Source organism: Vibrio sp. 1978 (genome assembly GCF_033344345.1).
The window spans coordinates 1-1,054 of sequence record NZ_JAWPOP010000155.1 but is presented as its reverse complement, the minus strand read 5'-3'; the positions used below and the strand labels follow the sequence as shown (position 1 = coordinate 1,054).

The following is a 1,054-nucleotide window of genomic DNA, read 5'->3' as shown; positions in this document are numbered from 1 at the left end:
TAGGGGCGCACCTACTTCTTCAGCGGCTTTACCAATCACTTGCCAGCGGTTCTTATCCGTGAGTGGCGTTCGCTCAATGTGCTTGTGGACGCTTTCTATCATTACGATGGCACCATCCACCATTGCACCGATAGCGATGGCAATCCCCCCGAGCGACATGATGTTGGCATTAATGCCTTGAGAATGCATCACGATGAACGCTGCAAGGATGCCTACAGGCAAGCTCAGGGCGATAACCAATGAAGAGCGAATGTGGAACAAGAACAGTGCACAGACGATGGCTACGACGATGAACTCTTCCGCTAATTTCTTCCAAAGGTTGTCGACAGCTGCATTGATCAGCGTAGAACGGTCGTAAGTGGTGACGATTTCAACGCCATCCGGCAAGCTACGCTGTAAATCTTCCAACTTGTCTTTAACTTTGCTGATCACTTCACTTGCGTTTTCGCCATAGCGCATCACGATCACGCCACCCACCGCTTCACCTTCGCCGTTAAGCTCAGAGATACCGCGACGCATTTGCGGACCTAAGTTGATGTCAGCAATGTCGCCCAATAAGAGCGGTGTGCCTTTGTCGGTCACTTTAAGCGGCAGCGATTTAATGTCTTCGATGCTGGTCAAGTAACCGGTGGTGCGAACCATGTGCTCAGCTTCAGCAACTTCAACTACGGATGCCCCCGTTTCTTGGTTGCCGTTTTGAATCGCCATGTTTACTTGTTGCAGCGTTAAGTTGTAAGCACGCAGCTTCGCCGGATCAATCTGGACTTGATACTGCTTAACCATACCGCCTACGGTTGCAACTTCAGAAACGCCATCGACGGTTTGCAGTTCGTACTTTAAGAACCAATCTTGCAAACTGCGCAGCTCGGCAAGGTCATGTTGACCCGTTTTGTCTTGCAATACATAGCTGTAGACCCAGCCCACACCCGTTGCATCTGGGCCTAAGGTTGGTTTTGCACTTGGTGGTAATTTAGGTGCAACTTGGCTTAGGTATTCCAAAACACGTGAACGTGCCCAGTACATGTCGGTATCGTCGTTGAAAATGATGTAAAAG

1 protein-coding gene is annotated in these 1,054 nt (G+C 49.8%); it reads right to left on the bottom strand.

Annotated features, from left to right (window positions below):
• Positions 1 to 1,054, bottom strand: a 1,054-nt coding sequence (locus R8N49_RS25165; RefSeq protein ID WP_318190216.1) for an efflux RND transporter permease subunit, incomplete at both ends; no start/stop codon positions are given.